Origin of the sequence: Paracoccus panacisoli (assembly GCF_042435015.1) — a bacterium.
Lineage (GTDB): Bacteria > Pseudomonadota > Alphaproteobacteria > Rhodobacterales > Rhodobacteraceae > Paracoccus > Paracoccus panacisoli.
In genome coordinates this window covers 132,078-132,651 of the sequence record NZ_JBHMQU010000023.1, presented here as the reverse complement: position 1 = coordinate 132,651, position 574 = coordinate 132,078, and the positions used below count along the sequence as shown (strand labels likewise).

The 574-nt window shown below is 79.4% G+C and carries 1 pseudogene; it reads right to left on the bottom strand.

Annotated features, from left to right (window positions below):
* Positions 1–574 (bottom strand): annotated as a pseudogene (locus ACFHYO_RS06420) (hypothetical protein); the annotation flags it as partial.

Sequence of the window (574 nt, the reverse complement as noted above, 5' to 3'; positions counted from 1 at the left end):
GGTCCCCGAACCCCTCGCGCGGCGCGCGCGGACGGTCGCCGTAGCCCTCGCCATCGCGCGGCGGGCGCGGCTGGCGGTCGGCGTAGCCGTCGCGGGGTGCACGCGGGCGGTCGCCGTAGCCCTCACCATCCCGCGGCGGGCGGGGCTTCCGGTCGGCGTAGCCCTCGCGGGGTGCGCGTGGGCGGTCGCCATAACCCTCGCCGTCGCGCGGCGGGCGGGGCTTGCGGTCGGCATAACTCTCGCGCGGGGCGCGCGGACGGTCACCATACCCCTCGCCGTCGCGCGGCGGGCGCGGCTTGCGGTCCCCGAACCCCTCGCGCGGCGCGCGCGGACGGTCACCGTAGCCTTCCCCGTCGCGCGGCGGACGCGGCTTGCGGTCCCCGAAGCCCTCGCGCGGCGGACGCGGACGGTCGCCGTAGCCCTCACCGTCACGCGTCGGACGGGGCTTGCGGTCGGCGTAACCCTCGCGCGGGGCACGGGGGCGGTCGCCGTAGCCCTCACCGTCGCGCGCAGGGCGCGGCTTGCGGTCGCCAAACCCCTCGCGCGGGGCGCGCGGACGGTCACCATACCCCTC